This is a genomic window from Salinibacterium xinjiangense (assembly GCF_014645015.1).
Classification (GTDB): domain Bacteria; phylum Actinomycetota; class Actinomycetes; order Actinomycetales; family Microbacteriaceae; genus Rhodoglobus; species Rhodoglobus xinjiangensis.
Map to the genome: position 1 here is coordinate 13,021 of NZ_BMLC01000002.1, position 26,629 is coordinate 39,649.

The window sequence follows — 26,629 nt, forward strand, 5'->3', positions numbered from 1 at the left end:
AGCCCAAACCACACTCTTCCACAGCATCTGGAATTAGTCTTAAGTGATGACAGAACACATCGACGTGTTGATCGTGGGCGCTGGCCTCAGCGGTGTGGGAGCAGCAAGCCACCTCCGCCGCGAATGCCCCGGAAGATCCGTGCTGATCCTCGAATCGCGGAGCTCGATCGGCGGAACCTGGGATCTTTTCCGCTATCCCGGCGTGCGCTCAGACTCGGACATGTTCACGCTCGGGTACTCGTTCAGGCCGTGGACCGATCCGAAAGCGATCGCCGATGGCGAGTCGATCCGCAATTACATCGATGACACGGTCGCAGACGAAGGGCTCGACTCGGTGATCCGGCTTAATCACCGCGTGACCAACGCCGAGTGGTCGAGCGAGATGGCGCGCTGGACGGTGACCGCCCTGCAGACCACCGGTGACGACTATTCGATGGATGCTCCGCCGCAGGGGGAGACCGTCGTCTTCACCTGCTCGTTCCTCTCGGTGTGCTCGGGCTACTACCGTTACGACGAAGGCTTCGCTCCCACGTTCCCGGGGGCGGACACGTTCGAGGGCAGGATCGTGCATCCCCAGCACTGGCCCGTCGATCTCGACTACGAGGGCAAGCGTGTTGTGATCATCGGTAGTGGCGCGACGGCTGTCACCCTCGTGCCGGCGATGGCAAAAGCCGCGGCGCACGTCACCATGTTGCAGCGTTCGCCGACGTACATTGCCCCCGTGGCATCCAGTGACAGGCATGCAGACAGGATCCGTCGCCTGCTGCCCACGAAGCTCGCGTACGGGCTCGTGCGTGCCAAGAACATCGGCTATTCGATGCTCACATACCAGTTGAGCCGCCGTCGCCCCGGCACCATGAAGTCGATCCTGCGCAAGGCCGCGCTCTCGACGTTGCCCGAGGGCTTCGACTACGACAAACACTTGACCCCCGCGTATAACCCGTGGGACCAGCGCCTGTGCGTAATCCCGGACGCAGATCTTTTCAGGTCGATCAGCGACGGTCGCGCAGACATCGTCACCGACTCCATCAGCACGCTGACGCCCACGGGGATCGAGCTGGCGTCGGGAGCAACACTCGACGCTGACGTCATCGTGAGCGCCACGGGGCTGAACATCCTCGCGATGGGGGGGATGACGCTGGTCGTCGACGGTCGACCCGTCGATGTGCCCACAACTCTCACCTATAAGGGGATGATGCTCGCGGGGGTGCCCAACTTCGCGCTTACCATCGGCTACACGAACGCCTCCTGGACACTCAAAGCCGACCTCGTGGCGCAGTACGTGTGTCGCGTGCTGAAGCACATGAGCGACAAGGGATACGACACCGTCGTCCCGGATCCGCCGGAGTCGGTGAGCTCGGGAGATCTCGTTTCCCTCATCGACCTGGATGCCGGGTACGTTCGCCGCGGTGTCTCGCAGCTCCCGCGACAGGGTGCGAAGGCCCCATGGCGCCTGCATCAGAACTACGTGCGGGATTTCAGGCTGCTGAGACTCGGCCGCATCACCGACGACGTGCGTTTCGAACGGCGGAGAGTGAGCGTTCCGCTAGCGCATGAGGGTTCTGCCTTCATGACGATCGGCGGGCTCGGGCTGCGCTACCGGATCACCGGAGAGGGTTCACCGATCCTGCTGCTTCATGGAATCGGTCGAAGCCTCGAGGATTGGGACGAACAGCACGAGTTGCTCTCAGCCCATCACCGGGTCATCAGCATCGACATGCCCGGGTTCGCCTGGTCGGATCGGGCAGCGGGCGCCGCGAGTCTCGCGACCCTCGCCGGTGTGCTCGACCCGTTTCTGGAGTCGGTCGGGGTCGCCGGAGCATTACCAGTCATTGGTAACTCGCTCGGTGGTGCGGTCGCCATGACATTTGCCGTCACCCATCCCGAGCGGGTCTCGAGCCTCGTGCTCGTCAACAGCGTCGGTTTCGGTAAGGAGGTCACCGTCGCGCTGAGAGTGCTCGCCATCAAGGGTGTCGGCGCTGCGCTCGCCCGCCCGAATCCGAAGACCTCGGCGCGCAGCGCGGAATCCCTCTTCTACGACAAGAAGTTCGCGACCGCCGAGCGAATCGATCGCTCATACAGCCTGGCGCTGAGACCGGGACACACCCAGACCCTTCTCGATGTCGCTCACGAACTGGGGACGATCAGGGGCGTGCGGCCGCAATGGCGTGAATCACTGCTCGGCGCCGTGCGCGCGCTCGGAATACCGATCCTGGTGACGTGGGGGGATCACGACCACGTGCTTCCGTTTCTCCACCATGATGCGGCGGTCACGGCCCTGCCCGGTGCCGAAGGGCACGTCTTCGCGAGGACCGGTCACATGCCGCAGATCGAACAGTCTGAGGAGTTCGCCGCAGTCGTCGAAGAGTTTCTCGCACGAACAGGCTCCGCCGCGCGAACCACGGGAGTTCCGCGGGCAGCGGCGGACAGCGCGCACAGTCGGGCCTGACCAGGCCGTTCTGCCCACTCCTAAGCCCGGCTGTTACGGTAGAAAGTCCGCCTGACCCTCGAGGAACCCCGCCATGACCGCATCGCACAGCACCCGCGCACCGCGCATACGGTCTGCTGTGGGCGCCCGCCACGGGCTCGCAGTCGTGGCGTTGGTCGGCGCCTTCGCGCTGGTGACCGTCGGATCGCTCGCGCCCCCGCCGGTGTCCGATGTCGCCGCGGCCGGGCCGAACGCCCAGTCCTACCGCCCTGCTGGTGCGCAGAAACTGGTCATCCCCGAGCGCGCGCAGGTCGTTACCGTCGCGAGGGACGGGTACACGGCAACCGCCGGTGTGCAGAGTCTTGCCGCTGGCGGCACCAACTACGACTGGGCCAAACTGGTGCTGCTGAAAGCCGGCTTCCCCATGACCGACAGCAACGTCACGGTCATGACGAGGTGGATGCGCCAGGAGAACGGCGCAGACGACTGGTGGAACCGCAATAACCCCCTGAATAACGGATGGGGTTCGGGCGGCAACAGCGGTCTCGGCAGCTACGACAGCCTCGAGCTCGCCGCCGAGAACGCCGCTGAAGCGCTGCACAGCGTCGGTGGCTACAGCGCAATCGTCGCGGGCTTCGCGGCCTCCGCTCCGACGGAGGTCATCGAATCCGCGATCTGGGCATCACCGTGGGCATCCAGTCACTATGCCAACGGCGGGCACTGGGCGTACACCGCGGTGCAGGTCGTGACCTCACCCGACGGAACCTGGGCCGGCTAAAACTGCCAGGGGTACGGCCCCCAGTCCGGTTCACGCTTCTCGAGGAAGGCATCCCTGCCCTCGACGGCCTCGTCTGTGCCGTAAGCGAGTCGGGTCGCCTCACCCACGAGCACCTGCTGGCCGGCGAGACCGTCATCGATGGCGTTCAGCGAGAATTTGAGCATCCGGATGCTGGTCGGCGATTTCCCCAGAATCGTCTCCGCCCACTCGAGGGCCGTGTTCTCGAGCTGCGCGTGGGGCACGACCGCGTTGATCGTTCCCATCTCGTACGCGCGCTGCGCGCTGTACTCCTGCCCGAGGAAGAAGATTTCGCGCGCGAACTTCTGCCCGACCTGGCGGGCCAGGTACGCGCTTCCATATCCTCCATCGAAGGAGCCGACATCGGCATCTGTCTGCTTGAAGCGGGCGTGCTCGGCGCTCGCGATGGTCAGGTCGCATACGACGTGCAGTGAATGCCCGCCGCCCGCCGCCCACCCCGGCACGACGGCGATGATGACCTTCGGCATCGTGCGGATGAGTCGTTGGACCTCGAGAATATGCAGGCGCCCGGTGGATGCCGTGCCGTCGGCGTACTGGTAGCCGTCGCGGCCCCGGATGCGCTGGTCGCCACCCGAGCAGAATGCCCAGCCGCCGTCTTTGGGGCTCGGCCCGTTGCCCGTGATGAGCACGACTCCGATGCGGGTGTTCTGCCTCGCATGGTCGAGCGCGCGATACAGCTCGTCGACCGACTGTGGGCGGAACGCGTTGCGCACCTCCGGTCGGTTGAAGGCGACCCTCGCGATTCGACCGCTCGTGTCATGGTGGTAGGTGATGTCGTCCAGGGTCTCGAAACCCACCACATCCTGCCAGCGAACAGGGTCGAATAGTTCAGAAACCGGAGCCATGATCCCAGCCTAACGATCGGCTGCCGACCCTCGCCGCGCGCAGCCTCATGGTGTAAAAACGAAGGTGCAACTTGCGCAGACGGAAGAGGTCGCTATGGCAGGGTCAGTCATCATCGCCGGAGCACGGACGCCGATCGGGCGTTTGCTCGGCTGCCTGTCGGAGTTCACGGCTCCCGAACTGGGTGGTTTCGCTATCGCCGCTGCGATCGAGCGGGCGGGAATCACCGCCGACCAGGTCGATGCCGTGATCATGGGCAATGTTCTGCAGGCGGGGGTCGGCCCCGGCCCGAGTCGCCAGGCGGCCGTCGCCGGCGGGATCTCGCTGGCCGTGCCATCCACCACCGTCAATAAGCTGTGCCTGTCCGGCCTCACCGCGATCGCCATGGCCGACCAGGCGATCGTGAGCGGGCAGCACGAGATAGTGATCGCTGGTGGCATGGAGTCGATGACTAACGCGCCCCACCTTGTGCGCGGAGTGCGCCGCGGAATCAGCTATGGCAGCCGGCAGTTCGAAGACGCGATCGATCGCGATGGCCTCATCGGCCCGATCGAGGGCATCACCATGGGCGCTGCGACCGAACGGGACCAGCGAAAGTTCGGATTAACCCGCGAACAGCAGGATGCGTTCGCCACCGAATCTCATCGCCGTGCACATGCGGCCACGACGAGTGGCCGCTTTGCCGCGGAGATCATCCCCGTCACCACAGCAAAGGGGGTGGTGATTGATTCGGATGAGGGAATTCGCCCCACAACCACTGTCGACACACTGGCCAGGCTTAAGCCGGCCTTCGCTCCCGGCGGCACCATCACGGCTGGCTCAGCCTCGCAACTCTCTGATGGGGCTGCGGCCGTGGTGGTCATGTCGAAGGCGAGAGCACGGGAGCTCGGGCTCCGCTGGATCGCCGAGATCGTCGCGTATGGCACGGTTGCGGGCCCCGACACTTCGCTGCTGCACCAGCCGGCCAACGCCATCCGTGACGCCCTGCGACGCGACGGCACCCTCACCATCGACGACATCGACCTGTTCGAGATGAACGAGGCGTTCGCCAGCGTCGCGATGGCCTCTATTGCAGAGCTTGGCGTCGATTCTGCGAAGGTCAACATCAACGGAGGCGCCATCGCCGTCGGCCACCCGATCGGTATGACCGGCGCGAGGTTGGTGCTCGACCTCGCACTCGAGCTGGGCCGACTTGGCGGGCAGCGCGTCGGCGCCGCCGCCCTCTGTGGCGGCGGCGGCCAGGGCGACGCCCTGCTCATCAGGGTTGGCGGGCAGTAGGGCGACGAGCACAGGGCCGGCCGGAAAGCTCAGGCGAGGGGCTGCTTTTCAGGGCCCCAGTGGCGGAGCAGAGTCAGGCTGCGAAACTGTGTTTTGCGGCATCCACCGTGCTGAAGGTGCCGAGCTGTTCACCCAGGCAGGTCATCGCTGCGAAACCACCGTCTCGCACCGACTCGATCATCCCGGCGAACTCGCCTCCGCGCTTACCGATCCAGAGTCCGCGCTGGATGACTTTCCACTGGATGGGACCGCCTGTTTTTTGCTCGCGGGTGGCCGCTGGTCTTGTGATCGTCATGGCTTGCTCCCCCAATTTTCCTTTAGTGGAAATGCGGAACACTCTTCCCGGCACTGCACACGCTGCTGTAGCCCTGAGTAAACCCCGTGGGACACGCACCTGTCGAGACGTATCGGCGAACTCCAAGCAAACGGGACCCGGAGCTGCCGACTTGGGCAGGCCGGAGGAGGCAGTGTTGGTTCGGCAGCGTGGCCCGGACTTGTGAGGCCCGGACTGGTCGCTCCCTGACACCCCATGGGATCGCCCCGGTGCTGCAGGATGTGCGTGACATGAGCGGGCGATGGAGCTGACGATGCAGCGCGCCAGGCCGCAGCGGCCGCAATGGTGCCGTGGGCAGCACGCAGAGTGGGATTCTCGGAAAAACTTCGCCGACACGCCGAAAACACAACATGTAGTGGAATGACAGGGGTGTCATTCACGTTATATAGTGGAGGTCCAGCCGCAGACAGCGGGTGGCATGGTCACAGATACTGCCTTTGGCAGTCACGGCCACACAAGAACTTGGGGAGGATCGCCATGGATAACGACAGCTACAACAACGACGGTGACAATGTCGGCGGATACGCAGTTCCCGTCGACCCGATGGATCTTCTACAGTGCGACAGCTGCCAGTAAAGCGTCGTACAGCAATAGATTACGCAAACCCCGGTGCCCACGTGGCCACCGGGGTTTTGCAGTTCATCACACGGATGGCGCTGGGCTTGTGGGTAGGCTGACCTGGTGCCAGTGAATCCAGACATTCAGGGTCGGGTGTTCGCCCCCACCGCCCCGTATCTCGTCGGGCGGGAGAAAGTGCGCGAGTTTGCTCGGGCCGTTTTCGCCTCCAGCCCGCTCAATTTCGATGTGGCCGCCGCTGCCGCCGCCGGATACTCCGACTTGGTGGCTCCGCCCACGTTTCCTGTCGTCGTGCAGGAAGCTACCCTCGCGCAATTACTCGCTGAGCCCGACGCGGGGATCGATTTCTCGAGGGTCGTGCATGGTGAGCAGCGATTCAGCTATACGCGCCCGATCATCGCCGGCGATGAGCTCACGGCGACCCTCGCCGTCACCAGCGTCAAATCTCTCGGCGGCAATTCCATGGTGACCGCGGAATCGACCATCGTGGATGCGCGTGGTTCGCATGTGGTCACTGCCATTTCAACACTTGTCGTAAGGGGTGACGCATGAGCGAGCTGACCGTTGGTGACGTGATCGCCGAGCGCACCTTCGCCATCACGCGCGACTCGCTGGTGCGCTATGCCGGGGCATCCGGTGACTTCAACAACATCCATTACCGGGACGACATTGCACACTCCGTCGGCCTGCCCGGGGTGCTTGCACACGGCATGCTCACCATGGGACTGGCCGTCCAACCCGTCGTCGACTGGCTGGGCGAGCGTGGTGTTGTGCTCGACTATCACGTGCGCTTCACACGTCCGGTGCTCGTCGATGCGATCGAGGGCGCGCACATCACGGTTGTTGCGAAGATCGGCCTTGCCGACGAGGATTCGACCCGTATCGACCTGGTCGTGACTGCCGCAGACCAGACCGTTCTCGGCAAGTCCCAGGTCAGGGTCTCGTTCACCTGATGCTGTTGTCTGAGCTCACCACTATGCGGGTCGGCGGTCCGGCCGGTCGATTGGTGGATGCTACGACGCGCGATGAGCTGGTGGCGGCAGCCCGCGAAGCCTGGTCGTCCGGCGATGAGTGGATGGTGTTGGGCGGCGGCTCGAACGTGGTCATCTCGGATGCGGGGTTCGACGGCACGGTCATCCGTGCTCTTTCTCGAGGGATCGACCGTTCGGTCGATGGCGGCGGCAGGGTCGTAGTGCAGGCCGGGGAGCCCTGGGACGCTGTGGTCGAGTTCGCGGTATCGAACGGCCTCTCTGGTATCGAGGCGCTCAGCGGGATTCCAGGATCGAGCGGGGCGGCGCCCATCCAGAACATCGGCGCGTACGGCCAGGAGATAAGCGACACCCTGGTCTCGGTCCAGTTTCTCGACTACCTGACCGGGCAGGTCGAGCACATCCCCGCCGACGAGCTTGTCCTCGGCTACCGCACCTCGAGCCTCAAGGCAGGGCGTCAGGGTGTAGTACTGGCGATCGAGCTCAGACTGGCCAGCAGGCCAGCGGGTGCCGTGGCGTATCCCCAGCTGGCCACCGCGCTGGGTGTGCCGTTGGGCACCGAGGTGCCTTTGGCCGACGTGCGCTCCAGCGTGCTTGCCCTTCGGGCGGCCAAGGGCATGGTCCTCAACCCTGACGACCCCGATTCGACCAGCTGCGGCTCGTTCTTCACCAATCCGATAGTCGACGAGAACGTCGCGCGCCGCCTCCCAAAAGATGCCCCACGGTGGCCCATCGGTCTCGGGGAGCCGGATCTGGTCGTGCCGCTGGGGCAGCAACTCCCCGAACGCAGGTACGAGCAGTCATCCCTCGTGAAGCTGAGCGCGGCCTGGCTCATCGAGCACGCAGGGATCGGTAAGGGCTTCGCGCTGCCGGGATCGCGTGCCGCGATCTCCAGCAAGCACACTCTCGCGATCACGAATCGTGGCGAAGCAACGGCGGAGCAGGTCGCCGAGCTCGCACGGTTTGTCCAGGCGCGGGTACTCGCGGAGTTCGGCCTCACCCTGCAGGCCGAACCGACCGTTATCGGCTTCCAGCTGTAGCGGGTCACCAGATGGTGCTCGTCTCACCGGCGCCCTCACGAGCTCAGTCGGCGATCGCGCCTTCGAGCAGTTCCTTGATCCTGGAAAGGAACACCGCGCCGGTTGCGCCGTCGACTGCCCGGTGATCGCAGGTGAGTGTCAATTCGGCGATAGGGCGCCATTGCCCTCCGCCCTCGGTGAAAACGAAGCGCTGACGGGTTGATGCAACCGCGAGAATCGCAACCTGCGGAACGTTCAGAATGGCGTCGAACCTGTCGATTCCGAGCATCCCCAGATTGGAGATGGTGAAGGTGCCGCCGGTGACGTCGTTCATAGTGAGGCGCCGAGTTCGCGCACGCTCGACTGCGCCCTTCCTCAGTTCAGCGATACCAGCGAGAGGAAGCCCCCCGACCCGGTGCAGGTTGGGAACCGTGAGGCCGGCGTCTGTTGCCACGGCAAGTCCGATATTGACCTCATCGAATGTGGTGATGCCGTTTTCGCCGTAGTGAGAGTTGAGTGCAGGGTGGTCGATGAGGGCTTTGGCGCAGACTGACACGAGCAGGTCAGTGACCGTCGAACCCGGCGCTACCGTTTTGACGGTCAGGGCCGTTGTCATGTCGACCTCGACAGTGAGGTGAAATGCGGGCGCCTCCCACGCTGCGATCATCTGACGGGCTGCCGCGCGTCGTATTCCTGCCAGCGGTTTGGTTGTGCCTTCTACTACGTACGCGTCCGTATTTGCCATAGTTGACTTCCTTGAGAGGTGGGATCGAGGTGTGTGATGGTGCGATCCGGGCCGAGAAATCGGCATTGACAGCACCGTTCTTCTCCGTCATACTAACTCACATGAATCACATATGTGAAGAGTTGCACAGGTGTGAGAGTCACAAGGGCGTTGACTTACCCGGTGTCGATATTCTCATAGTTGGTGGCGGGGTCAATGGGTTGGCTGTCGCGCGTGAAGCGCAAGTTCGCGGATGGTCAGCTACGGTCGTGGAGGCTGACGACATCGGAGCTGGAACCAGCGGCACGTCCAGTCGGCTCGTGCACGGCGGAGTCAGGTACCTCGAGAACCTCGAGTTTCACCTGGTTCGGGAATCTCTGAAAGAACGCGAACGCCTCCTCTTCACTGCCCCGCACCTCGTGCAGCCGTACCCCTTACTGATTCCGTTCTACAAGCACAACAGGCGCCACGGATTCGTCCTGCGTCTCGGAATGGTGCTGTACGACGTTCTTTCGTTCGACAAGTCCACGCCACTTCATCGCACCTTCAGCAAAACGCGGGTGCAGCAGGCGTATCCCGGACTGGACTCAAAAGACCTTTACGGTGCGGCCCTTTACTACGACGCCCAAGCGGCGAACACCGAGCGCCTCTGCGTTGAACAGGCTCTCGACATCGTTGCGCTCGGCGGCAGCGTGCGAAACCACACCCGCGTCACTGGCCTGACCGAGCAGGCCTCCGGCATCTCCGTGAGTATGTTCGACTCCCTTACGGAAACTCATTACACACAAACGGCGGCAATCGTGGTCAACGCCGCAGGCCCCTGGGTCGACAGGGTGTTGGGTCTCAGTAAGACGGCGAGCTCGCAGTTGATCGGCGGTACGAAGGGTTCGCACCTGACCGTTGGTCCATTCCCCGGTGCTCCCTCGACAGGGGTTCACTTCGAGGCAACGAGCGACGGCCGGGCAATTCTGGTTCTTCCGCTCCCAGACGGCAACTACCTGGTCGGGGCGACCGATATCTTCTTCGAAGGCGATCCGGGCTCGGCCGTCATGTCCGATGAGGAGATCGACTACCTCATTTCCGAAGTCAACCGGCTGGTGCCGGCAGCCCACCTCCTCCGGTCGGATGTGCTGCACACGGTGTCAGGCGTGCGGCCGTTGCCGTTCTCGCCGAAAGCCAAGTCGGCCGCACAGGTCAGCCGCAGCCACCACCTCGTGGCGCACCCCGCCATGTCTGGGCTTTTCAGTATCACGGGCGGTAAACTCACGACCCATCGCGCTCTCGGTGAAATGGCGATCAACAAGCTGCAATCCCGCCCAGCAACACCAGGAGCTCCAGGACGGCGACGGTTGCTCTCGCAACTGTTCAATCCTTCGGCGAGCACTCGTCGGCTCAAACTTCCCGGTGCGCGATCGTCAGACCTGACGCGGTTCACCTCATCGTTTCGGCGGACGACATCGCTTCCCGCTGCGTCGATCGATCGGTTGCTCGGCCTCTACGGGGTCCGGGTCGAGAGGCTGGAGCAACTGGTGGCGAGTCGTCCTGAGTTGGCGGCAACGCTACCCGGGCGCGATGACGCGATTGCGGCGGAGGTGGTGATGGCCGTGCAGGACGAATTCGCTCGCACCCTCACCGACATCGTCGCCCGTCGACTCCTGCTGGTCTGGAATGACGACGCTGGCCTGGATTCGCTGGACGGCGTGGCCGCTGTTGCCGCGCAGGAACTGGGCTGGGACCAGGCTCAGATCGATCGCGAGATCGCCTCGTACCGCGACTGGATCCGTCTGCGTCGCCCAGCGGCCTATGAACCCGATGCCAGCATTGCCCGCTGACTCGCCCACTGCCAACCCAACCAACTATCAATGATGAAATTGGAGCACGTCACATGCCACTAGTTCCCCTCCCCGAGCTTCTCAGCCACGCCGGAGCCAATAAGTACGCCGTCGGGTATTTCGAGTCCTGGGATGTCTACAGCCTCCAGGCGACCGTCGCGGCTGCGGAAGCCAGCAACTCGCCGGTGATTATCGGCATCGGTGGCCTCTCGTGCAGCCATGAATGGTTGCAGTCCGGAGGCATTGAGATTTATGGCGCCATCGCCGCCTCTCTCGCCGCCCGGTCTTCCGTGCCCATCTCCACACTCTTCAACGAAGCAGACAGCTTTCGCGAGGCGGCGGGTGGCCTCGGCGCCGGGTTCAACTCGGTCATGATGCACACGCAGGGGTGGGACCAGGACAAACTGCTTGCGGACACTGCCTCCCTCGTGGCGGCATCGCACGCCGTCAACGTGGCAGTCGAGGGTGAAATCGGCGCACTGGCTGAGATCAAGGATGGCGTCCTCGACGCTGCCGGCGCCTCATACACGTCCCCCGAAGCGGCAGAGCTGTTCGTGCGTGAGACCGGCGTCGACTGTCTGGCCGTTGCCGTAGGCAACGTGCATTTCGTCACGGGCAGCCATGTTCCCACTGTGCAGGTCGATCTCATCAAGCAGATCGGCGAGGCTGTGAACGTGCCACTGGTGTTGCACGGCGGCTCGGGAACTCCCGACGACCAGACCCAGCGCGCCGTTCAGGCTGGCATCACCAAGATCAACGTCGGCACCAAGCTCAAGTTCGTCTACGGCAACGCTCTTGTCGCCGAATTGGGAAGTACGGTCGATGACCCCAACCTTGCCTTCGGTTCCCGGTTCGAGGCCGACGTGAACTCACGGGCTGGCGTGGCGCTGGCGAAAGAGATCCAGCGACTGATGGACGTTTTCGGTTCGACCGGCCAGGCAAAGCGCTGATGGCGGGCGAGCACTTCGGGTTGGATGAGAGTCTCCACCTGCTCGAAGAGATGGTTCTGATCCGCCAGTTCGAGCAGGTTGCCTACCTGCGGTATCTCCAGGGGGAAATCCCCGGCACCCTGCACCAATCCCAGGGTCAGGAAGCCGTCGCGGTCGGAGTCTGTTCTCTGCTGCGCAAAGAAGACTGGATCACCTCTACCCATCGTCCCCACGGACACGCCCTGGCCAAGGGGCTTGACCCGTCAGCAGGCATGGCCGAGATCTACGGCCGGGCGACAGGCTGCCTCGGTGGTCGGGGTGGCTCGATGCATCTCGGTGACCCCGAGCTCGGCATCCTGCCTTCGATCGCCATCGTCGGCGGTGGCATCACCATCGCGCCCGGAATTGCGACAGCGTTGAAGATGAAGGGCACCGATAACGTCGTGGTCTGCTTCTTCGGCGACGGGGCTGTGAACGAAGGAGCCTTCCATGAAGGCGTGAACTACGCGGCAGCTTTCAACCTGCCGGTGGTCTTCGTGTGCGAGAACAACATGTACGGCGCGTCTACTCCATTCCACGAGACGACCCGCAACATCAACGTCGCCTCAAGGGGAGCTGCGTACGGCATTCCCTCGGAACAGGTCGACGGCATGGACATCCGCGCAGTCCGCGAGTCGGCCGCGAAAGCCATCGAAACGGCCCGCAGCGGCAAGGGACCTGTGCTCCTGGAATACCTGACCTATCGTTACGTCGGTCACAGCAGGGGCGATGCCCGCGGATACCGCACAAAGGACGAAGAGGCTTACTGGCTCGCGAAAGACCCCATCGCAACCTACGGTGACTCGCTCATCAAGGACGGGATAGCAAGCGAAGAGCAGGTGAAGGAGGCCACGTCGCGAGGTAAAAAGCGCATCTCGGTCGCCCTCAAGCACGCCCAGAATGCTCCATGGCCCGACCCGGTGACAGCGCTCGCTCCCAACATCATGTTCGGTAATCCACCCCAGGTGGTCGAAGGTGCCGGTCCTCTTGAACTCGGGCCCGAGGAGCGGACCAAGTCGATAGCCGAGGCAATCCGCGAAACCCTGGATGCCGAGCTCGCGCTCGACCCGACTCTCATCCTGCTCGGCGAAGACGTCGGCGTGCCAGGCGGCTTCGGTGGGGCCTTCGGGGTCTACCAGGGACTTGCCGAGAAATACGGCCGCGATCGGGTGATTGATACCCCGATCAGCGAGAAGGCCATCATCGGTGCCTCCATCGGTGCGGCGATCGGGGGGCTGCGCACAGTGCCCGACCTGCAGTACGCCGACTTCGTGTTCGAGGCGATGGATGAGTTGGTCAACGAGGCTGCGAAGCAGCGCTACATGTCCAATGGGAAGCTGACCATTCCGATGGTGTTGCGGTGCCCGGTCGGCGCGTCCCAGCGCGGCGCCCAGCACGCCCAGCACCCTGAAAGCTTCTTCATGCACGTCCCCGGAATCAAGGTGCTGTGCATCTCGGATCCGTATACCGCAAAGGGCGCCCTGACCGCGGCCATTCGCGACGACGACCCGGTGCTCGTGTTCGAGCACAAGCTGCTCTATGGCGCCAAGCGCAAGGAGGCGGGCTCGATCGACACCAAGGCATTCGTGCCAGAGGAGAATTTCGCGCTGCCGGTCGGACAGGCGAGAGTGCGCCGATTCGGCACGGACGCGACGATCGTAGCTACGTTCACCGAGCTTTACGCGGCGCTCGAATTGGCCGAGAAGCTGGCAGAAGAGGGAATCGAGATCGAGGTCATCGACCCGGTGTGGCTTTCGCCGTTCGACTGGACCACCGTGACGAACAGCGTCAGGAAGACTGGTCGCCTGGTGATAGCCCACGAAGCACACCTCACAGGTGGCTGGGGTGCAGAAGTGAGTGCTCGAATTTCGGACGAGCTCTACACTGACCTCAAGGCTCCGGTGCGCAGGGTCGCCAGTCGGGATATCCCGATGCCGTTCTCCCCGCCGCTCGAGGCAGCTGTCTTGCCTCAGAAGGAAGATATCGAGGCGGCCTTGCGGTCCGTCCTTGCCATGGATCACAGACGCGAAAAATTAGTGGAGGCGTAATGGAAGCGATTATCATGCCAGCGCTCGGTCAGACCAGCGACGAGGCCTATATCCAGGAATGGTATTTCAAGGAAGGCGACACCGTCGAGATGGGCGACCCCCTTCTCAGCGTCGAGACTGATAAAGCCCAGCTTGATGTCGAGTGCGTTGCTGACGGCATACTGCTCAAGATCGTCGCGGCCGCGGAGACCAGCGTCACCGCGGGCACCGTCATCGCTTATATCGGTGACGAAGGCGAGACCGCCCCAGAATAGCGGCGTGTACGGCAGCAACAAACGGTTTCTACAAGGAAGTAGTACTTTGCCTGGCACCCAAATAATTGCCATCGACTGCGGCACGCAGTCTGTGCGTTGTCTCATCGTCGACGTCGACACTGGTGCACACAGTGTCGGCGCGACAGAGTCGATAGCGCTCAGGCCGATGGTGGGCAACCGCATCGAGGTTGACCCGGGGCTTATTGCCGCGGCAACTATCAGGGTGCTGCGATCAACGCTCGCCCTGTGCCCGACTCCCGTAAGCATCGCCATCACCAACATGCGCGAGACGGCCATCGCCTGGGATAAGAAGACCGGGGAGCCGGTACACGACGGCATCATGTGGATGTCCCAGCAGAGCCAGAATATTGTCGACCGCTGGAGCGACGCAGGCTTGTCTGAGCAGATCCGGGTCAAGACCGGCCTGTCGAACCATACTTTCTTCTTCGGATCCAAAATCGCCTGGCTTCTCGATGCGCGCCCGGACATCGGAGCAGATGCAGCAGCGGGAAGAGTGGCGGTCGGGACTGTTGACTCCTGGCTGCTCTTCGTGTTGACCGGCGGGGCCACCCACGCCACGGATGTTTCTAACGCTTCCCGCTATCAGCTTTTGAATCTTCAGGATCTCGAGTGGGATGGCGAGTTGGCGGAGGCGCTGGGAATCCCACTCGCGGCCCTGCCGGCTATTCACCCCACCAGCAGCGACTTCGGTTTCACCGACGTCGGTATCGTGGGAGCGCGAATTCCCATCACGGGCATGATCGGCGACCAGCAGGCCTCGCTGCTGGGGCACGACTGTGTGTCTGTTGGTGACGCGAAAGCTACCTTTGGCACCTCCTGCGTAGTCGGGGTCAATCTGGGAGCCGAAGCGACGCTGGGTGAGGGTCTCGTGACCAGCGTTGCCTGGTCTCACGCGAATGAGTCAGTCGTCTACGAAATGGAGGGATCAGCCTTCCATTCCGGGTTTACCGTGACCTGGCTGGACCGCATCCTCCAGTTGCCGGCCAACTCAAACGCGCTGGTGACGCGAAGCACTGTGCCACCGGAGGGGCGTGTCGCGGTCGTGCCGTCGTTCACAGAGCTCGGCGCTCCCCGCTGGCTGAAGGGCCGGGGGGCATCAATTCATGGCCTGACAATGGACACCGATGCTCGTGACATCCTTCGGGCAGGCATCGAGAGTATGGCCTTCCAGGCTTTCGACCTCGTGTCGGCAGTTCCGAATGCGCAGCGTCATGGCCCGCTGTCAGTCGACGGTGGCGCGGCCAGCAATGACTACATGTGCCAACTCCTGGCAGATCTGGCCAATCGCGTCATCGTACGACCGCCGAGTCGAGAGTTGACTGGATTCGGTGCGGCGCGAGCAGCCGCTGCCTTCCTCGGTATTGACATTCCGGCAAGTTCGAGAGAAGAAGGGGCGTGTGCCCAGTTCGTCCCCGCGGCGGACAGGTCGTACGCCGAAGGTGGATTTGAGCACTGGCAGAAAGTCACGCAGTCGACTTTAGAAGCCGGCTCAAGGGAGGCTCGAGTCCCCGAGTTGCTAGGCTAGGGACTCACAAATATGGGCGCATGGGGGATAGTGCAATGGCTCGAATGAGGGAAGAGCGATTGGCGCACGCTGCTTTTCTCTACTACATCCAGGGGCAGTCGCAAGCCGATATCGCGGCCACCCTGGGTGTCACTCGTTCCAACGTCTCCCGAATGCTCACCGCAGCCCGCGAGCAGTACATCGTTCGTTTTGAAATCGCTTATCCATTGGACCGCGACCCTGTCCTCGAGCAAAGGCTGACTGCCAGTTTTGCCGCGGAGGGCGTGCGTGAAGTAATAGTCGTGCCCACCCGCGCATCAGGAGTGGGGCGGGCGAGCCACGGGCTGCTGAACGTCGGCCAGGCTTGTTCGGCCTGGCTCGACATCAACCTGCGAGATCAGGATCGTCTTGGGCTGTGCTGGGGCAGCACGATTGAGGCCATGGTTGAAAGCTCTCACTTCGACAGGCGCGTCGATGTGGAAGTGGTGCAGATTGCCGGTGAGCTCAGTATCGATTCGCGCTTCTCCGGCCACGATCTCGTGCGAAACCTGGCCCAAAAGCTCGGTGGGCGCTACCGCTACTTCAATGCTCCGGCGGCCATCCGCGACGAGGAGACGGCCATAGCGCTTGCGCAGACGCCGCAGGTCGCCGAAGCGCTCGCGGCTGCTCGCGGCTGTGACGTCGCTATCGTCGGGGTTGGCCAATTCGCCAGCGGCAGCTCTGACCTGTTTCTGAAGCGGGCCAACGTGACTCCGGAAGAGACGCAGGAGGCGCTGGATCTCGGCGCAGTCGGACAGATCTGCGGCCGTTTCTACAATGACAAAGGCGATCAGATCGACCTTGCGATAAGTCGCCGCACCCTGTCGCTCGACCTGGACGAAATCACAGCGATCCAGACCGTCGTCGTGGTGGCCAGCGGCAGCGAGAAGGCGAAAGCGGTGAGAGCTGCGATCCGGGGTGGGTTTGTGCAGGTTCTGATAGTCGATGATTCACTGGCGCAAGGCCTCGCCGGACTCCAGTGACGTAACGGCGAGCCAGCCGCTTCCCCTGTGTGCTCGTGCTCGCGTGCAAACGTGCCCGGTCAGTGGCGTCCATGGCTCAATCCAGTGTCCATGTCGGGGAGCTGTTACTAGAAAGTCTCATTTTGGTAGCGTCTCTTGCGGGGGAGGTTGACATCGGGCATCTCCGCATTACACTTCTCACAACGGTGATCGGGTGCACAAATGTGAATCCCTTCACTTGGTCGACATCAGTTTGATGAAGCAAAACCACAAATCGGTATCGATATTGCAGGAACTTTCTACCAATCGGGAAGTTTCGGCATATCGGTGTCGACACTGACAACGCTGTCGGGCCCATGCTCAGCCGCACTCAGGTCGATACCCGTTTCAGTGGGAAGCAATCCAGATCCGGCGCGAGCCGGTGGGACCGGGATGGAGTGTCAAAGCAGATGCGCGCTGTGGTTTTTGAATCAGCAGGAAAAATGAGTCTCGTAGATCGGCCTGAGCCGACTGCTGGTGCCAAGGAAGTTGTCGTCGAAGTCGCGGCAGTGGGTGTGTGTGGAACCGATACGCATGTCTTTGACGGAGAGTTCGAGGGAACGGTTTTCCCCCTGGTGCCCGGGCATGAGGCAACCGGGGTGGTCGTTGCGATCGGCGAAGGCGTGAGCCATGTGGCACTGGGCGATCACGTTGCCGTGAACCCCTCAACCACCTGTGGTGAATGTGAATTCTGCCTCACCGGCAAAGCCAATCTCTGCAGATTCTGGAACGGGCTCGGCGTCGTGGCCTCTGACGGCGCATCCCAGCAGCGCTTCACGGCACCAGCAGCCAACGTCTTCAAGCTCCGGCCGGAAACTGACATCTACCACGCCGCGCTCATCGAGCCGCTGGCCTGTGCCATCCACGCCTACGACCTCCTTCCTCGCAGGATGGGTGAGCACTACCTCGTCTACGGTTCTGGGACCATGGGCCTGTTGATGGCCCAGCTGGCTCCCCGTGCGGGAGCCGCCAGCGTGACAATCATCGACGTCAATGAGCACCGCCTCGAGACGGCAAAAGAAGTAGGCGTGACGCAGGCCTTCACCAGCGCCAATGAATCCGATCGTGAGACGTGGGATGTGGTCATAGACTGCACCGGCAACCTCCGTGCCATCGAGGATGGTCTGCCCCGTGTCAAGCCCGGCGGTACTTTCCAGCATTTTGGCGTTGCGCCGGCTGACGCGTTCGCGTCATATTCCCCGTTCAGGGTCTATCGCGATGAGATCTCCGTCGTTGGCACAATGGCGGTCCTGAATTCCTTCGGTCGGGCAGTTGAGATGTTCGAGGCGGGCGCCATCAACAGCGCCGCCATGATCAGCCATTCCTTCAGCCTCGAGGACTACGCCGAAGCGCTGGACATGTTCCGCAAGGGCACCGGCCGAAAACTGCAGATCAGACCCAACGACTCAGGATCAAAGGTGTTCCACGGATGAAGAACATGTCACAAAAGCAGCGGCGTGGCGTCTGGGCCATCGTGCTCATCGTCGTGCTCGTTGCGATCAGTCTGTCGACCAAGGTCATCTCCGGCGCTGAACTCACAGCAAACCAGCCGGTGGAATTCAACTCCGAACAGTTCGGGGCTGAGCATTTCCCTGAAGTGTCTGCCGCGATCATCGAGACCGCGGCCCCGCTGGGTGACGTGGCCACGGCCCTGGCTGCCGACCAGGCGGGTGCCGTTGGGAAATACGGTGTTGTGGAGGGCACGTCGTTTCCGGTGTTCCCCGTGACGTTCACCGCTGTCGCCGGGCCGGCGGATGCAGCTGGCTTCGTTCCGTTCACTGTTGACGGCGTTCCCTCTGCCATCACTGTGCGGATCCAGACCGGCCCGGCCATTGGCGGAACCGATCTGCGTGACGCCACAGGCACCATCCACTTCGCCGACTTCACTAACCAGATCGAATACCAGGATGCTGGAGTCGCCCTGAACAACGAGCTCAAGACGCAGGTGCTCGCCAAGGTGAAGGCGGCAGACCTGAATGGGAAGACGGTCACTGTGACCGGTGCCTTTCAGCTGGTCAACCCGGGGGCGTACACAATCACCCCCGTCGCGATCGAGGTGAACTAGCGATGGTGATGCAGGGTGAGGTTCTCCTGAGTGCACGCTCGGTCGTTAAACGATACGGCGGCGTGCACGCTCTCAAAGGGGTCAATTTCGAGGTGCACCGGGGCGCCGTCACCACGCTTTTCGGAGAGAATGGCGCCGGAAAGTCGACGCTCATGAAAATCCTTTCGGGCGTTGAGGTCCCCACATCAGGACAGCTGATCCTCGACGGTCAGCCCGTTGAATTCACTTCGACTGTCGACGCCCGCGAAAAAGGCATCTCGATCATCCACCAGGAACTCAGCCTTGCGCCGAACCTGTCGGTCCGCGACAACATTTTCATGGGCCGCGAGATCACGACCAATCGCGGCACCGTCGATTATGCAGCAGAAGAAAAGGCCGTGCGAGCCCTCATGGAGGGCCTCGAAGAGAACATCAGTCCGAAGACGCTGGTCTCCGAGTTGCGCCTCGGCCAGCAGCAGATCGTCGAGATCGCTCGGGCACTGTCGGTCAATTCGCGCATCCTGATCATGGATGAGCCAACCTCGGCGCTCAGCGCGAACGAAGTGGAGGTCCTGTTCAGGGTCATCCACGATCTCACCGCATCCGGAGTGTCTATTGTCTACATCTCGCACCACCTTGAGGAGGCCCTGCAGATCACGGACTTCGCGGTGGTTCTGCGTGATGGTGAGATCGTGGCGCAGGACGAGGCCGCCAACATCGACCTCGTGTGGATCGTCTCGAACATGGTCGGTCGCAATTTCGACCTGGGCACACCGCCCACGGGGTACGAGTTCGGTGAGACCGTGTTGCAGGTCAAGCAGGTCAGCGTTGCAGATCCGGCGAACCCCGACCGCTACCTGGTCAACAACCTCACACTCGATATCCGCGCTGGTGAAATTGTGTGCGTCTACGGCCTGATGGGTGCCGGCCGCACGGAACTGCTCGAAGCCGTGGCTGGCCGTGGTTCCATAGCGTCCGGTGAGGTTCTGCTCAATGGCATGGACGTGGCGAAACTGTCGATAGCCCAGCGCATAGAACGCGGTCTTGGACTGGTGCCCGAAGATCGTCAGCGCGACGGCCTCGTGCAGACAATGACAGTCGGGCACAACTTGTCCCTCGCCAGCCTGCAGTCGCTGGTGAAGGGGGTGCTAATGTCTTCCACTTCGGAATCCAGGCTCGTTGATAACCAGATCGCGAAGGTGCACGTCAAGACAAACGGCGGGGGAGCCGCTATCGGCTCTCTCAGTGGAGGCAACCAGCAAAAGGTCGTCATCGGCAAGATGCTGGCCACCAACCCGACAGTGATTCTGCTCGACGAGCCGAGTCGTGGCATCGATGTCGGGGCGAAGGCGGAGGTTTTTGGTCTTCTCTCGTCGCTGGCCAGCCAGGGTGTTGCGGTGCTCTACTCAACCTCCGAAGTCGGCGAATGCCTCAGCATCGCACATCGCATCGTGGTCATGAACAAGGGTCGGATCCTGGCATCCTTCGGGCCTAACGTCACCAAAGAACAGATAATGTCCGCGTCCGGCGAAGCCGTACTCGCCTAGATCTCAGGAGGAGACAACTCATGAGCACGTCAAAACCCACACGCCTGGTTTCGCTTTTCAATGACGGGTTCGATATTCGAGCCACCTTGTTGAGGGGGAGGGCGTGGTTTGCGCTCATCATCATCATCATCGTTTTCTCGGTGTTATCACCCAACTACCTGTCACTGAACAACATCCTTCAGATGTCAGCGCACGTCGCCGTCTTCGCCATCCTGTCGATGGGCATGTTGATGGTCATCCTGAACGGCGGTATCGACCTGTCCGTCGGTTCTACTCTCGGGTTTGCCGGCATCATCGCTGGTTCGCTCATGCAGGGAGTCGACATACCGGCGCTTGGTATCAAGTTGTTCCCAGCAGTGTGGGTCGTCGTCTTGATCGCCGTTGCCTGTGGCGCAGGGATCGGTTTCATCAACGGGGTGCTGATCTCCCGATTCAGGGTCGCCCCCTTCGTGGCCACGCTGGGCATGCTCTACGTGGTGCGCGGCGCAGCTCTCCTCATTACCGGCGGCCTCACGTTTCCAAAACTGCAGGGATCGGCCGACCTCGGAAACACAGGCTTCAACTGGCTTGGCTTCAATCGGGTCTTCGGGGTCCCGGTGGGCGTCGTGATCATGCTCGTGATTGCCATCCTGCTCAGCGTCCTCCTCAACCGCACGGTCTTCGGCCGCTGGATTTATGCGTCAGGTGGCAACAATCGCGCGGCCGAGCTGTCGGGCATCCCGGTCAAGAAGGTGCAGATTCGCGTATATGTCATCTCGGGCATGTGTGCAGCCATCGCCGGGGTGATCATCGCTTCCGAGCTCACCAGTGCCAGTCCGGTCGCTGGTGAGACCTTCGAACTCACCGCTATCGCCGCGGTAGTCATTGGTGGGGCAAGTCTCGCCGGAGGTATCGGAGCCATCCGCGGCACCCTGCTTGGCGCCTTCGTGATCGGCTTCCTCTCAGACGGACTCGTGATCATCGGCGTCTCCGAGTACTGGCAGATGATCTTCAAGGGCGGCGTGATCGTGCTGGCAGTCATGCTGAACGCCATTCACTACCGGGGGCGCAAGAGAGGCCCCGACTCTCCACCCCCCACAGCTTCCTTCGCCGCAGTCTCGTCGGCTCCCGCCGAACCGAGGGCAGAGAAGAACGTCGCCTAGCAACCTGGGCGACTACCCATCACCGAGAGGAAAGCAGTATGTTTCGCAAAATAGCAGCAACGCTTGCCGCAGTAACCGTTGTTGTCGCGATGGCCGGATGTGCCGGCGCGACCCCTACCCCCGATGACAACGCCGCGCCAGCCTCCGATGGCGGAGGGTTGATCTCGATCATCGTCAACGACCCGGCCAACCCGTACTGGACTGCAGAGGGCGACGCGGCCAAGGCCGAGGCTGAGAAACTTGGCTACACAGCTAACGTGTCAGCGCATAAGGGTGATTCCAAGCTCGAGAGCGACCTGATCGACACCGCCATCACCAACAAATCGGTCGCGATCATCATCGACCCGGCCGACGCCGATGGGTCGATCGGTGCGGTTCAGAAGGCGACGGATGCGGGAATCCCCGTCTTCCTCGTGAACGCCGAGATCAACGAGGAGGGCATTGCAAAGGGCCAGCTCGTGTCCAACAATGCACAGGGCGCGGCACTGGGCGCGACGGAGTTCGTCAAAGCCACCGGTGGCAAGGGCATCTACGTCGAACTCAAGGGCAAGCCCAGTGACAACAACGCCGCGACCCGGTCCAACGGTTATGCATCGGTGCTCTCGCAGTATCCGGATCTGAAGTTGGTTGGCCAGGAAGTTGCAAACTGGGACACCAAGGAAGCTCACGACAAGACCCAGACGTTGCTCACTGCTCACCCGGAGATCACCGCGATCATCGCAGGAAATGACACGATGGCACTGGGTGCGATCGCTGCCCTCAAGGAAGCCAGCCGTACCGACGTCATCGTCGGTGGATTCGATGGTTCCCCGGATGCTGCTGCGGCGGTGGCTGACGGCTCCATGGCCTACACGGTTCTCCAGCCCGTCACGATCTACGCGACTGCAGCTGTGACCCAGGCTGATGCCTTCCTCAAGTCCGGCAAGACCGGGGTTGCCACCGAGAAGCAAACTTTCGATTGCTTCCTGATCAACAAGGACAACATCGCCAAGTACGGCTCGTTCAGCATCAACCCTTAACAGATGCCCGGGCCGGAATCGACCAGATGACTGGTGGGTTCCGGCTCGGGCATTCCCTGATCGCAGACGGTTGGCGCCCACTCCACCCCGGCCGGTCGTCACCGCCGCAGTTGTGGAATAGCTGTTACCGGGCCCTAGCTATCCTTGCGGATCCAACGAAACGTCATACGGGTCACCGCGAGTCCGACCACGAGCCAGATCGCCGTGACGATCGCGACGCCCGCGAGATCCCACGTTCCACCCTGCTCGAGTGAGGCGAAATCCTCCGGCAGGAACACGGAGCGCATGCCCTGCGCCATCCACTTCAGCGGGAAGACGCTGGCCACAGTCTGCAGCCACTCCGGAAGCTGCGAGAAGCCGAGATATACGCCCGAGATGAACTGGAGCACGAGAGCGATCGGGATGATGACGGCCGTCGCGCTCTTGCCGCTTCGGGGCAGCCCGCTCAGCGCGATTCCCAGGATCGCCGAGGTCGATACCCCGAGCACGAACACCCAGGCGAAGGGCGCCCATTTCTCCGGCTGCGTGGGCAGCTCCATCTGGAAGGCGACCCGCGCGACTACCAGCAACATCGCAGCCTGCAGGATCCCCGTGACGAACACCTGCCCGATCTTGCCGATGAAGTAGCTCGGCACGGGCAGGGGAGTACCGGCCAGGCGCTTCAGAGTGCCGTCGCCCTTCTCCGCCGCGATATCGATCGCGAGGTTCTGCAGCCCGCTGAGCAGCAGGCCGGCCGCCATCATCCCGGGAAGGTAGAACGCTGCAGCGCTGAGGGGGGCATCTTCCGTTCCCAAGTTCTGCTCGCTGAAGGCCACAGAGAAGATGGTGAGCAGGACCAGCGGAAACAGGAACGAGAAGAAGGCGGAGTCACCCTGGCGGAAATACGTCTTCACCTCGTAGCGGACGCGGCTGAGCCCTAGAAGCACGGTCCGGCCGGCCTGCAGGGTCGGGATGCTCGTGACGGTCATGGCGCGTTCTCCATCAGGTCGGCGGCCTCTCCGGCCGCGTGGTCGGCTAGCAGTTGAAGGTAGATGTCTTCGAGGCTCGGACGGATGATCTCCAGCCCCTGCGGCTCACCGACCTCTGCCACGACTCGCGCGACCACCAGGCCGAGCTCGGTCGTGCGCACGCTCCTCTCGACGCCATCCTGTCTCCAGCGCACGATCGGAACGCGGGATTCGGCTCCACCGATCTCGTCGATCCCGCCGATGTCGATCAGCCTGCCACCGGTGATCACGCCGGCACGGTCGCCCAGGCGGGCGGCCTCGTCGAGGTAGTGGGTGGTCAACAGGATGGTCGTTCCATCCTGTTTCAGGCCCTCGACCAGTTGCCAGAACTGGCGCCGGGCCTCGGGGTCGAAGCCCGTGGTCGGTTCGTCCAGGAACAGCAACTCGGGGCGACCGATGATGCCGAGTGCCACATCCACCCTCCGGCGCTGGCCGCCTGACAGCTTGCGGATCAACGTCTTCTGCTTGTCGACGAGCCCTACCGCAGCGATCACCTCGTCCACGTCGCGAGAGTGAGGGTAGAGACCGGCGAAGTGGGTGAGCTGCTCACGCACTGTCACGTTGCCGCTCTCGCCCGTCGACTGCAGCACGATGCCGAGCCTGGCCTTCCATTCGAGCCCACCCCTGCCGGGGTCGACCCCGAGCACGCTCGCCTCACCGCTCGTGCGATTGCGGTAGCCCTCGAGGATCTCGATCGTGGTGGACTTGCCCGCGCCGTTCGGGCCGAGCAGGGCGAATGTCTCGCCGCGATGGATGTCGAAGCTCACGCCGTCGAAGGCGGGGAAGCTGCCGTAGCGCTTGTGGAGATCACGCACCCTCACGACCGGGTCGGTGGTTGTCATGAGTCGATAGTGCCCCTGCCGGGAGCTGTTCCACCGCCATCCACCGGAGGGCGGCGCATCCACCGAACGCTGGATGCGGGGTCAGGCGAGCAACCCCGGCAGTTCAGCGAGGGTCGTGATGGTGTGGATTCCCGCCGCAGGGTCGTGCGCGGCGACTTCGTCCACGGCGCCGGCGCCGGAGCGATCGAGCCACACCCCGGTCAAGCCGGCCCCCGCCGCTCCGACGGCATCCGTCTCGAGACGATCGCCCACATAGACCGCCTGTGACGGATGCACGTCGAACCTCTCACAGGCGAGAGCGAAGATGCGGGCATCCGGTTTCGCGAAGCCCACGTCGCCACTCGCGATCACGTGCTCGAGGCGCGAATCGAGGCTCGTCAACTCGAGCTTCTCGGTCTGGAACGCGAGATCTCCATTGGTAATAAGCCCGATCCTCAGTCCGGCGGCATCCAGCGCATCGAGACACGGGATGGTGTCGGTGTGCAGCGACCAGGCCCGTCTGTATTCCACGAAGTACCTGTCGTACCAGGCGTCGGCCTCGGTGTCGGTAGTGAGCGCCAGGCCATAGGGCTCAGCCATCGCCCGAGCCCGCACTCGTCGCTGCGGGATGAGCCCGAGCTCCCCAGACAGATAGCGCGGGTAGTGCAGCTCTTCGAGGTCGTGCCAGCGCACGACCTCGGCTGGATCATCAGTGTCGAGGAATCTGGCGATCGCGGTGTCGACGGCGTACCGGTGGGCGAACAGGGTGTCATCGAGATCGAACAGGACGACGGCGATGGTCACAGCGGCCAGCCTGTCTGCGGCTCGCGGTCGTCGGTGCTCAGGATGCTCGCGAACCAGGCGTCGAGGCGGCGGTCGCGATGCGGCAGTGACTGCCGGCGCAGCCCCTCGTATCGCATCCCGATCTTTTGCGCGACGGTTGCCGAGCCGATATTTCCCACGACCGCGCACCAGTCGATGTGGGCCAGCGCGGCGCCGTCGGCACTGAAGCCGAAGTCAATCACTGCCATGGCGGCCTCGGTCATGATCCCCTGGCCACGATGAGGATCCCCCAGCCAATAACCGAGCTCCGCAGAGCGCAGTTCGTGCGGCTTCAGTTCGATCACACCCAGCAGTCGTTGCTCCTCGAGGAGTCGGATCGCCCACAGCCAGGGGGCCTTGGGTGCGTAACCTTCCGTGTAGCTCGCCGCCGCCTGATGCGTGTACGGCACGGGGACAGGGACGTAACCCTGTAAGTCGGTGTCGTTGCAGTACTCGAAGACGGCGTCGTTGTCGGCCGAGCTGATCGCGTCGAGCCTCAGCCGAGCTGTGGTGAGCGTTGCGGGAATCATGCGCGCGCTAGGAAGCCCATGCGGTCGTAGGCCCGGGCGAGTGTGGCGTCGGCGATTCCAGCGGCGCGGTCTGCATTGCCGGCGAGGATGCGGTCGAGTTCGGCGGGGTCATCCAGCAGCTCAAGGGTCCTGGCGCGGATCGGGCTGAACGTGTCGACCGTGACCTCGGCGAGACCCTTTTTGAAGTCGCCGTAACCGTGCCCGTCGTACTCCCGCTCGATGTCGGCGATCGTGCGCCCGGAAAGCACGGCGTAGATCGTCAGCAGGTTCGAGATGCCCGGCTTCTCTACACTGTCGAACCGCACCTCCCGGCCGCTGTCTGTCGCAGCCGACATGATCTTCTTCGCCGTGACGGCTGGCTCGTCGAGCATCCAGACCACGCCCGCCGTGCTCGACGCAGATTTGCTCATCTTGTTGGTGGGTGCCTGCAGGTCGTAGACCTTTGCCGTCTCCTTCTGGATGACGGCCTCCGGCTCGACGAAGGTGTGCCCGAAACGGGTGTTGAAGCGGTTCGCGAGATCCCTGGTGAGTTCGATGTGCTGGCGCTGGTCTTCGCCGACGGGCACGATCTCGGCGTCGTACAGCAGGATGTCTGCTGCCTGCAGAACGGGGTAGGTGAACAGCCCGACGTTGGTGCCGTCTGCGCCCTGCTTCTGCGACTTCTCCTTGAACTGGATCATGCGCGAAGCCTCACCGAATCCGGTGATGGTGTTCAGCATCCACGCGAGTTGTGGATGCGCCGCGACCTGTGACTGTACGAAGAGGATCGACTGGGCCGGGTCGATTCCCGCGGCGATGTACTGGGCGGCGGTGCGCCTCGTGGCCGCGCGCAACTGCACCGGATCCTGGGGAACGGTGATCGCGTGCAGGTCGACGACGCAGAAGATGGCGTCATGCGTGGACTGCAGCTCTTTCCACTGCAGGAGGGCCCCGATGTAGTTGCCGAGCTGGAGGGAGTCGGCCGACGGCTGCATGCCGGAGAAAAGTCGGGGCTTGGCGCTCATGCCACCATTCTCCCAGAT

26 protein-coding genes are annotated in these 26,629 nt (G+C 62.9%); 18 read left to right on the forward strand and 8 right to left on the reverse strand.

Annotated features, from left to right (window positions below; genetic code table 11):
* Nucleotides 1–46: 46 nt before the first annotated feature.
* Both IEW81_RS06905 and IEW81_RS06910 read left to right on the forward strand, forming a co-directional pair.
* Nucleotides 47–2,449, forward strand: coding sequence for an alpha/beta fold hydrolase (locus IEW81_RS06905; RefSeq protein WP_179691713.1), 2,403 nt, complete (start codon nt 47–49; stop codon nt 2,447–2,449).
* A 73-nt stretch (nt 2,450–2,522) separates the two neighbouring features.
* Nucleotides 2,523–3,206, forward strand: coding sequence for a hypothetical protein (locus IEW81_RS06910; protein ID WP_097059237.1), 684 nt, complete (start codon nt 2,523–2,525; stop codon nt 3,204–3,206).
* On the opposite strand, the gene IEW81_RS06915 is transcribed toward IEW81_RS06910, so the two are convergent.
* Entirely contained in the window at nt 3,203–4,090 is an 888-nt protein-coding gene (locus IEW81_RS06915; RefSeq protein ID WP_097059238.1) for a 1,4-dihydroxy-2-naphthoyl-CoA synthase, read from the reverse strand. The genes IEW81_RS06910 and IEW81_RS06915 overlap by 4 nt on opposite strands.
* A gap of 94 nt (nt 4,091–4,184) precedes the next feature.
* Between IEW81_RS06915 and IEW81_RS06920 the strand changes: the two genes are divergently transcribed.
* On the forward strand, nt 4,185–5,366 hold the full coding sequence (locus IEW81_RS06920; RefSeq protein ID WP_097059239.1) for an acetyl-CoA C-acyltransferase: 1,182 nt from the start codon (nt 4,185–4,187) through the stop codon (nt 5,364–5,366).
* 73 nt (nt 5,367–5,439) lie between these two features.
* Here the strand turns inward: IEW81_RS06920 and IEW81_RS06925 are convergent, their stop codons facing one another.
* Nucleotides 5,440–5,661, reverse strand: a complete 222-nt coding sequence (locus IEW81_RS06925; RefSeq protein WP_097059240.1) for a hypothetical protein — start codon at nt 5,659–5,661, stop codon at nt 5,440–5,442.
* Nucleotides 5,662–6,177: 516 nt separating this feature from the next.
* On the opposite strand from IEW81_RS06925, the gene IEW81_RS06930 reads away from it, so the two are divergent.
* The 4 genes from IEW81_RS06930 (at nt 6,178) to IEW81_RS06945 (ending at nt 8,305) form a co-directional block, all read left to right on the forward strand.
* Entirely contained in the window at nt 6,178–6,276 is a 99-nt protein-coding gene (locus tag IEW81_RS06930) for a ribonucleotide-diphosphate reductase subunit beta (protein WP_097059241.1), read from the forward strand.
* Between the two features lie 105 nt (nt 6,277–6,381).
* Entirely contained in the window at nt 6,382–6,828 is a 447-nt protein-coding gene (locus tag IEW81_RS06935) for an FAS1-like dehydratase domain-containing protein (RefSeq protein WP_097059242.1), read from the forward strand.
* Nucleotides 6,825–7,229 (forward strand): MaoC/PaaZ C-terminal domain-containing protein, encoded by a 405-nt coding sequence (locus IEW81_RS06940; RefSeq protein WP_097059243.1) that lies wholly within the window; start codon nt 6,825–6,827, stop codon nt 7,227–7,229. Before IEW81_RS06935 ends, IEW81_RS06940 begins: the two co-directional genes overlap by 4 nt.
* On the forward strand, nt 7,229–8,305 hold the full coding sequence (locus IEW81_RS06945; protein WP_097059244.1) for a UDP-N-acetylmuramate dehydrogenase: 1,077 nt from the start codon (nt 7,229–7,231) through the stop codon (nt 8,303–8,305). Before IEW81_RS06940 ends, IEW81_RS06945 begins: the two co-directional genes overlap by 1 nt.
* A gap of 43 nt (nt 8,306–8,348) precedes the next feature.
* Here IEW81_RS06945 and IEW81_RS06950 read toward each other — a convergent pair whose 3' ends face one another.
* Nucleotides 8,349–9,029 carry a 2-oxo acid dehydrogenase subunit E2 gene (locus tag IEW81_RS06950; protein ID WP_097059245.1) on the reverse strand — a complete coding sequence of 227 codons (681 nt, stop codon included), beginning with the start codon at nt 9,027–9,029 and terminating at the stop codon, nt 8,349–8,351.
* A gap of 101 nt (nt 9,030–9,130) precedes the next feature.
* Here IEW81_RS06950 and IEW81_RS06955 point away from each other — a divergent pair, with 101 nt between their 5' ends.
* From IEW81_RS06955 to IEW81_RS07005, 11 genes are all read left to right on the forward strand, one after another.
* On the forward strand, nt 9,131–10,840 hold the full coding sequence (locus IEW81_RS06955) for a glycerol-3-phosphate dehydrogenase/oxidase (RefSeq protein ID WP_097059246.1): 1,710 nt from the start codon (nt 9,131–9,133) through the stop codon (nt 10,838–10,840).
* Between the two features lie 53 nt (nt 10,841–10,893).
* Entirely contained in the window at nt 10,894–11,790 is an 897-nt protein-coding gene (locus IEW81_RS06960; RefSeq protein ID WP_097059247.1) for a class II fructose-bisphosphate aldolase, read from the forward strand.
* A gap of 20 nt (nt 11,791–11,810) precedes the next feature.
* Entirely contained in the window at nt 11,811–13,856 is a 2,046-nt protein-coding gene (locus IEW81_RS06965; protein ID WP_179691715.1) for an alpha-ketoacid dehydrogenase subunit alpha/beta, read from the forward strand.
* Nucleotides 13,856–14,110 (forward strand): biotin/lipoyl-containing protein, encoded by a 255-nt coding sequence (locus tag IEW81_RS06970; RefSeq protein ID WP_097059249.1) that lies wholly within the window; start codon nt 13,856–13,858, stop codon nt 14,108–14,110. Before IEW81_RS06965 ends, IEW81_RS06970 begins: the two co-directional genes overlap by 1 nt.
* Nucleotides 14,111–14,156: 46 nt before the next feature.
* A complete protein-coding gene (locus IEW81_RS06975) occupies nt 14,157–15,656 on the forward strand; it encodes an FGGY family carbohydrate kinase (protein WP_179691716.1) in 1,500 nt (499 codons plus the stop codon).
* Nucleotides 15,657–15,715: 59 nt separating this feature from the next.
* Complete coding sequence (locus tag IEW81_RS06980) at nt 15,716–16,657, forward strand: sugar-binding transcriptional regulator (RefSeq protein WP_179691717.1); 942 nt, start codon at nt 15,716–15,718, stop codon at nt 16,655–16,657.
* 461 nt (nt 16,658–17,118) lie between these two features.
* Nucleotides 17,119–18,108, forward strand: coding sequence for an alcohol dehydrogenase catalytic domain-containing protein (locus tag IEW81_RS06985; protein ID WP_229671292.1), 990 nt, complete (start codon nt 17,119–17,121; stop codon nt 18,106–18,108).
* The gene (locus IEW81_RS06990; RefSeq protein ID WP_218839941.1) at nt 18,105–18,740 is read left to right on the forward strand and encodes a DUF2291 family protein; all 636 of its coding nucleotides are present in this window, start codon (nt 18,105–18,107) and stop codon (nt 18,738–18,740) included. The genes IEW81_RS06985 and IEW81_RS06990 overlap by 4 nt, the downstream gene beginning before the upstream one ends.
* A gap of 62 nt (nt 18,741–18,802) precedes the next feature.
* On the forward strand, nt 18,803–20,266 hold the full coding sequence (locus IEW81_RS06995; protein WP_229671293.1) for a sugar ABC transporter ATP-binding protein: 1,464 nt from the start codon (nt 18,803–18,805) through the stop codon (nt 20,264–20,266).
* A gap of 20 nt (nt 20,267–20,286) precedes the next feature.
* Nucleotides 20,287–21,408 (forward strand): ABC transporter permease, encoded by a 1,122-nt coding sequence (locus IEW81_RS07000; RefSeq protein ID WP_097059254.1) that lies wholly within the window; start codon nt 20,287–20,289, stop codon nt 21,406–21,408.
* A 38-nt stretch (nt 21,409–21,446) separates the two neighbouring features.
* A complete protein-coding gene (locus IEW81_RS07005) occupies nt 21,447–22,427 on the forward strand; it encodes a D-ribose ABC transporter substrate-binding protein (RefSeq protein WP_097059255.1) in 981 nt (326 codons plus the stop codon).
* A 134-nt stretch (nt 22,428–22,561) separates the two neighbouring features.
* Here IEW81_RS07005 and IEW81_RS07010 read toward each other — a convergent pair whose 3' ends face one another.
* From IEW81_RS07010 to trpS, 5 genes are all read right to left on the reverse strand, one after another.
* Entirely contained in the window at nt 22,562–23,395 is an 834-nt protein-coding gene (locus IEW81_RS07010; RefSeq protein WP_097059256.1) for an ABC transporter permease, read from the reverse strand.
* Nucleotides 23,392–24,276 carry an ABC transporter ATP-binding protein gene (locus IEW81_RS07015; RefSeq protein ID WP_097059257.1) on the reverse strand — a complete coding sequence of 295 codons (885 nt, stop codon included), beginning with the start codon at nt 24,274–24,276 and terminating at the stop codon, nt 23,392–23,394. The genes IEW81_RS07010 and IEW81_RS07015 overlap by 4 nt, the downstream gene beginning before the upstream one ends.
* Before the next feature lie 81 nt (nt 24,277–24,357).
* The gene (locus IEW81_RS07020) at nt 24,358–25,059 is read right to left on the reverse strand and encodes an HAD family hydrolase (protein ID WP_097059258.1); all 702 of its coding nucleotides are present in this window, start codon (nt 25,057–25,059) and stop codon (nt 24,358–24,360) included.
* Entirely contained in the window at nt 25,056–25,607 is a 552-nt protein-coding gene (locus IEW81_RS07025) for a GNAT family N-acetyltransferase (RefSeq protein WP_097059259.1), read from the reverse strand. The genes IEW81_RS07020 and IEW81_RS07025 overlap by 4 nt, the downstream gene beginning before the upstream one ends.
* Entirely contained in the window at nt 25,604–26,611 is a 1,008-nt protein-coding gene (gene trpS / locus IEW81_RS07030) for a tryptophan--tRNA ligase (protein ID WP_097059260.1), read from the reverse strand. Before trpS ends, IEW81_RS07025 begins: the two co-directional genes overlap by 4 nt.
* Between the last annotated feature and the right edge of the window lie 18 nt (nt 26,612–26,629).

Excerpts from the sequence above, each read along its gene's own strand:
- IEW81_RS06905 (WP_179691713.1), top strand. The coding sequence starts at position 47 with ATGACAGAACACATCGACGTGTTGATCGTGGGCGCTGGCCTCAGCGGT.
- IEW81_RS06910 (WP_097059237.1), top strand. The coding sequence starts at position 2,523 with ATGACCGCATCGCACAGCACCCGCGCACCGCGCATACGGTCTGCTGTG.
- IEW81_RS06915 (WP_097059238.1), bottom strand. The coding sequence starts at position 4,090 with ATGGCTCCGGTTTCTGAACTATTCGACCCTGTTCGCTGGCAGGATGTG.
- IEW81_RS06920 (WP_097059239.1), top strand. The coding sequence starts at position 4,185 with ATGGCAGGGTCAGTCATCATCGCCGGAGCACGGACGCCGATCGGGCGT.
- IEW81_RS06925 (WP_097059240.1), bottom strand. The coding sequence starts at position 5,661 with ATGACGATCACAAGACCAGCGGCCACCCGCGAGCAAAAAACAGGCGGT.
- IEW81_RS06930 (WP_097059241.1), top strand. The coding sequence starts at position 6,178 with ATGGATAACGACAGCTACAACAACGACGGTGACAATGTCGGCGGATAC.
- IEW81_RS06940 (WP_097059243.1), top strand. The coding sequence starts at position 6,825 with ATGAGCGAGCTGACCGTTGGTGACGTGATCGCCGAGCGCACCTTCGCC.
- IEW81_RS06945 (WP_097059244.1), top strand. The coding sequence starts at position 7,229 with ATGCTGTTGTCTGAGCTCACCACTATGCGGGTCGGCGGTCCGGCCGGT.
- IEW81_RS06950 (WP_097059245.1), bottom strand. The coding sequence starts at position 9,029 with ATGGCAAATACGGACGCGTACGTAGTAGAAGGCACAACCAAACCGCTG.
- IEW81_RS06955 (WP_097059246.1), top strand. The coding sequence starts at position 9,131 with ATGAATCACATATGTGAAGAGTTGCACAGGTGTGAGAGTCACAAGGGC.
- IEW81_RS06960 (WP_097059247.1), top strand. The coding sequence starts at position 10,894 with ATGCCACTAGTTCCCCTCCCCGAGCTTCTCAGCCACGCCGGAGCCAAT.
- IEW81_RS06970 (WP_097059249.1), top strand. The coding sequence starts at position 13,856 with ATGGAAGCGATTATCATGCCAGCGCTCGGTCAGACCAGCGACGAGGCC.
- IEW81_RS06985 (WP_229671292.1), top strand. The coding sequence starts at position 17,119 with ATGAGTCTCGTAGATCGGCCTGAGCCGACTGCTGGTGCCAAGGAAGTT.
- IEW81_RS06990 (WP_218839941.1), top strand. The coding sequence starts at position 18,105 with ATGAAGAACATGTCACAAAAGCAGCGGCGTGGCGTCTGGGCCATCGTG.
- IEW81_RS07000 (WP_097059254.1), top strand. The coding sequence starts at position 20,287 with ATGAGCACGTCAAAACCCACACGCCTGGTTTCGCTTTTCAATGACGGG.
- IEW81_RS07005 (WP_097059255.1), top strand. The coding sequence starts at position 21,447 with ATGTTTCGCAAAATAGCAGCAACGCTTGCCGCAGTAACCGTTGTTGTC.
- IEW81_RS07010 (WP_097059256.1), bottom strand. The coding sequence starts at position 23,395 with ATGACCGTCACGAGCATCCCGACCCTGCAGGCCGGCCGGACCGTGCTT.
- IEW81_RS07015 (WP_097059257.1), bottom strand. The coding sequence starts at position 24,276 with ATGACAACCACCGACCCGGTCGTGAGGGTGCGTGATCTCCACAAGCGC.
- IEW81_RS07025 (WP_097059259.1), bottom strand. The coding sequence starts at position 25,607 with ATGATTCCCGCAACGCTCACCACAGCTCGGCTGAGGCTCGACGCGATC.
- trpS (WP_097059260.1), bottom strand. The coding sequence starts at position 26,611 with ATGAGCGCCAAGCCCCGACTTTTCTCCGGCATGCAGCCGTCGGCCGAC.